The organism is Pseudoalteromonas sp. S554, from assembly GCF_005930865.1.
Classification (GTDB): domain Bacteria; phylum Pseudomonadota; class Gammaproteobacteria; order Enterobacterales; family Alteromonadaceae; genus Pseudoalteromonas; species Pseudoalteromonas marina.
Window position 1 is genome coordinate 1 of record NZ_PNDV01000123.1, and the last position, 3,906, is coordinate 3,906.

6 protein-coding genes are annotated in these 3,906 nt (G+C 38.6%); 3 read left to right on the top strand and 3 right to left on the bottom strand.

Features of this window, described 5'->3' with window-relative positions; all coding sequences use genetic code 11:
* Positions 1-92: 92 nt before the first annotated feature.
* Positions 93-314: a hypothetical protein gene (locus tag CWB65_RS18885; RefSeq protein WP_138741233.1), complete on the bottom strand. Its 222-nt coding sequence runs from the start codon at positions 312-314 to the stop codon at positions 93-95.
* 197 nt (positions 315-511) lie between these two features.
* Here CWB65_RS18885 and CWB65_RS18890 point away from each other — a divergent pair, with 197 nt between their 5' ends.
* The gene (locus CWB65_RS18890) at positions 512-1,171 is read left to right on the top strand and encodes a recombinase family protein (RefSeq protein WP_100914096.1); all 660 of its coding nucleotides are present in this window, start codon (positions 512-514) and stop codon (positions 1,169-1,171) included.
* A gap of 85 nt (positions 1,172-1,256) precedes the next feature.
* Here the strand turns inward: CWB65_RS18890 and CWB65_RS18895 are convergent, their stop codons facing one another.
* Positions 1,257-1,565 carry a winged helix-turn-helix domain-containing protein gene (locus CWB65_RS18895; RefSeq protein WP_138741234.1) on the bottom strand — a complete coding sequence of 103 codons (309 nt, stop codon included), beginning with the start codon at positions 1,563-1,565 and terminating at the stop codon, positions 1,257-1,259.
* A gap of 284 nt (positions 1,566-1,849) precedes the next feature.
* Between CWB65_RS18895 and CWB65_RS18900 the strand changes: the two genes are divergently transcribed.
* On the top strand, positions 1,850-2,710 hold the full coding sequence (locus CWB65_RS18900; RefSeq protein WP_100914094.1) for a hypothetical protein: 861 nt from the start codon (positions 1,850-1,852) through the stop codon (positions 2,708-2,710).
* 406 nt (positions 2,711-3,116) lie between these two features.
* Positions 3,117-3,518 carry a DUF6957 family protein gene (locus tag CWB65_RS18905; protein ID WP_100914093.1) on the top strand — a complete coding sequence of 134 codons (402 nt, stop codon included), beginning with the start codon at positions 3,117-3,119 and terminating at the stop codon, positions 3,516-3,518.
* A gap of 18 nt (positions 3,519-3,536) precedes the next feature.
* On the opposite strand, the gene CWB65_RS18910 is transcribed toward CWB65_RS18905, so the two are convergent.
* The gene (locus tag CWB65_RS18910; protein WP_138741235.1) at positions 3,537-3,812 is read right to left on the bottom strand and encodes a hypothetical protein; all 276 of its coding nucleotides are present in this window, start codon (positions 3,810-3,812) and stop codon (positions 3,537-3,539) included.
* Between the last annotated feature and the right edge of the window lie 94 nt (positions 3,813-3,906).

Here is a 3,906-nt window from a genome sequence, read left to right on the forward strand (position 1 = left end):
TTCACCCAAATTTGTATGCAAAGAGCATAACATTTCTTTCTTAATGGGTGGCCAAATTAACTATGCCACTACAGTGTGAGTCGTTCAGTTAGTTAAGTGAAAATCAAAAAGGCGGTTAACATTGCACTGCCAATACTTACTATCTTCAAAGTATATAAGTTCTCATCAAACCAAGTATTTGTGCGTAAATCTCGGTTCATTTCTATTGCAGTTTTGTAAGCAAATTCACGCCACTGAGCCACATCTTCAGGCTGATATTTATTTTTATATCTTTTAATTCGTTTTGCTCTTGCGAGTCTATGTTTGTTGTCCATTAGTTGGCCCCATAGTTTTGCTTTGTAGTCAATTATGGCGCCAAAAGAAAATCGAGTGAAGGCCCATAAATACTACTTTTCAATATTTGAGTACAACGGAGGTTTTTTGACGAATCTTCCCAAGCTGGCAATCTAGTAAGTCTAAATACAAACACACAAAACGAAGGTATTGCGCCTCTGTAATTGAGTACAACATTATGAATTTTATCGCTTACTATCGTGTTTCGACACAACGACAAGGTCAAAGTGGTCTTGGATTAGAATCTCAACAGTCTGTGGTGACTGATTATATAAATAGGCAAGAAGGCGCTTTGCTACATCAATACACTGAAGTGGAGTCAGGGAAAAATAACAACCGTCCAGAATTAGCCAAAGCACTTCAACATTGCCAGCTAACCAATTCAACATTAATCGTTTCAAAGCTGGATAGGTTGTCTCGTGATTTGCACTTTCTAAGTTCAGTGATGCAAAGCAATATTAAGTTCATTTGTTGTGACCAGCCCAACTCAGGCCCATTGGTGTTGCAAGTACTAGCAGCAGTGGCGGAAGAAGAAAGAAGAGCGATCTCCACAAGAACAAAATTAGCTTTAACAGAAGCTAAAAAGAGAGGCGTGGAATTAGGTAACCCTAACTTTAATGAAGTCAGAAATACTTGTACCAGCAATGCTCATGCACAGTTTATGACAAACACAAAAAAATACCGAGAGGCTATTTTGCCAGTTATTGAAAATGTGAAAGCAGCCGGTACAACAACGTTAAAAGGCATTGCTGACGAACTAAACCGGCTAGGCTTTAAAAGCCGAACAGGCAAGCAGTTTTACCCCTCTACAGTCAGAGGTTTGATAGGCCAGAATTAACGGCCTATTTGTAATATATTGTCTTGGCAGGACCTTAAAATATGATTTTATATGTAAAGGTAGTCGTAGTTTTTTAATCATAGAACTAACCGCTGCAATTAATAATGCTCTTTAAAGGAGGGCTCTCGTGAGATATATGCTCTTCGATTGGATGCACGTCAGCAACTAGTCGATAACCTAATTTGCGTCTTGTTGCTATATATCGAGAATCCTTTGCAGTATCACCAAATATAGATCGTAGTTCTGATATCATTTTATTGATTGAGCTATCTGATACCTCGTGTTTCCACACCTTTAAAATTAACTCACGTTTATTCACTAAGCGATCATTGTTTTCGACCAAAAAGGTGAGAAGTGCAAATGGCGTAGATGTGAGCTCATAGCACTTTCCCATAGGGCACTCAATTTGTGCCAGCTTAGTGTTAAATATGTAATCACCGATTTTGTACAAAACTCACTCAGAAAACTAATCAATCCTATCTTCTATTATCCATGCCTTAGCACTTTGTCAAAAAACACAGAGGAGGCTACAGGCCCCAATTTTATTGGGGTGAAGTAAATGCAACGAAAATACAATCTACAGGTAAGGTTTAAGAAAGTTTTGTGCTGTGCATATGAAAGTGTCTACGTAAGAATGCGGTTGATTTTGGAATAAAATAAATAAAATGGAGAAGTCCCATGATCAAACGTATTGCGCCGATTGCTGTTTTAGCAGCTTCAATATCTGCTTGTGTTTCGGTTCAACCAGCTCGTGATATCCCGATCACTACAACTAACTCGAAAACATTCACTTTTGATAAAACACCTGCTCCTGGCGTTGAACTAACTCAATCACAAATATTATCAGGCTTAAAGAGCCAAATAGCTGAGGCTGCATCACATAAATACGGCTGTAATCCGATGTGTAATACCCCTAAAGGCTATAGCCCTGGCTACTTTTTCGAAGGGGCGATAATTGAGCGAAATGCTGATAGCTATGTTGTCACTTATCGTAAAGGTGACACTTATCGCTCAACAACAGGCACTATGATGGAAGCAAAGAAAGACATAACAGCTAAGTTACCTGTTAAGGTAGAGGAGATAGGAGACTCTTGGGTTGTACAATTATCATCACCTTCGATGCTACATAAAACCAAAGGGAATGATGATATGTTCTTGTTTAAAACTGATGCTAAAGCTATTAGTCAATACAATAAGTTACTATCAAAGTTAGACCCTGTCATCCTGGCAGAAAAAGTAGAAACGGGTGAGTTTAAAGTAAGTTATGATCCAGAATCAGTGGCTACTAGCTTAAATCGCAAATTACAAGCGCAGACAAGAACGACCACTAAAGGCGGTGCTTTACGTACTGTTTATAATCTAAAAAGTGGCGAGCATTCGGCTATAGCAGAAGTTAAAGTCTACCTTAACAAAGGTTCGTCACTTGTTGAATATTCTATCAAGCAGAAGTTTAATGTGGACGCAAATGGCGGCTCTTCTTTTGATGGCGATGCTTTTAAATCATTCAAGCAACAACTTGTTGATGCAGCAAATAGCTAGCCCAATTATTAAGTGAGTGCATTGCAGGTGCTAAGCTTTTATCGATACCTGCTCTGCCTCAATTTACACAATCAAAATCGGTTACCTCGCTATTATTTTATTGCTTAAGATTAAGCTCAATGAGCCCTCGAGTAGATTTGGGTGCCATGCAATAACTTAGGTACCTAGCAGTTAGCTAAACTGCCGCTCGATTCACACAAGAGCATTTACTGCTCATATCCGTTTTACATGTCAGCGAGCTGTTATTACAAATGCAGCCATCCTTTCCACAGGAAAAATGAATCATCCATTTTTTTAAAGTTCAAGGCAGGAAGCCTTTTGCACACATTTAAATTCGAAGTAGTTTTTTTGACAGATTAGAGAGTGCGCTCAAGCTAGTCATAACGTTTAATAGTAAGAGATAATTATGACTGATGAAATGAAACAAGAGCTTACTAGGCTTGCAGGTGTTTTGTCTGAGCCAGGAGTATTAACGAACTTTGGCTGCTTAGAATCACAAATCGAACTGATGAAACTAAAATGTGAGCACTTCTCCCCAAATAAACCAATATGCGTAGTTAAAGATTGGGCTATATGGGATATTGAGCCCCCGCAATCAGCACCTGATTGTGTAATATCGCTGATAAAGGCTGACTACATTATTTACGATGAGCTAGATAGGTTTCCTGTTGGTGGTTGGGTGCGTACAACAGCAATAATCAGTATCCACGAAAATTGCATATTTGCGACTAATAACACTAATTATATTTTGGTGGGAAGTGGCACTAGAAAAAATGTCGAATTCAAGGACATGATGAAGTTTTTCTGAGGTTGATAATAAAGCAGGTTACCCCTGCTTTTTTTGTTCACTTGGAACCTCCTCGCTCTCTTTAGTTTTTTTCGTAAAGTAGCGTTGATCAATACACAGCGCTAACAGATGGTTAATTGATGCGTCGGTATCCCCGTTTTGAAAGATGTCCATAGCATCTTGAAAGCTTATCTGTTTATCCAATAAATGTTTTGCCCAAGTATCCGCTTGTGCTTTCTTAATACCTAATGATTCTAAATCTTCGCTTTTCACTGCATCTGTAACTAATAGAATAGCAACGTAAGCGTCCGGCAATCTACACCTAGCTTTTGATATTCCAAGGCAGTAAATCATCGATTTGGCAACCCGGTTTGCAGATTTGGGTTAAATAATAGCTTATATAATCGTA

What these genes read in the sequence shown, in the direction of transcription:
- CWB65_RS18885 (WP_138741233.1), bottom strand. Translation starts at nt 314, where the DNA reads ATGGACAACAAACATAGACTCGCAAGAGCAAAACGAATTAAAAGATAT.
- CWB65_RS18890 (WP_100914096.1), top strand. Translation starts at nt 512, where the DNA reads ATGAATTTTATCGCTTACTATCGTGTTTCGACACAACGACAAGGTCAA.
- CWB65_RS18895 (WP_138741234.1), bottom strand. Translation starts at nt 1,565, where the DNA reads ATGGGAAAGTGCTATGAGCTCACATCTACGCCATTTGCACTTCTCACC.
- CWB65_RS18900 (WP_100914094.1), top strand. Translation starts at nt 1,850, where the DNA reads ATGATCAAACGTATTGCGCCGATTGCTGTTTTAGCAGCTTCAATATCT.
- CWB65_RS18905 (WP_100914093.1), top strand. Translation starts at nt 3,117, where the DNA reads ATGACTGATGAAATGAAACAAGAGCTTACTAGGCTTGCAGGTGTTTTG.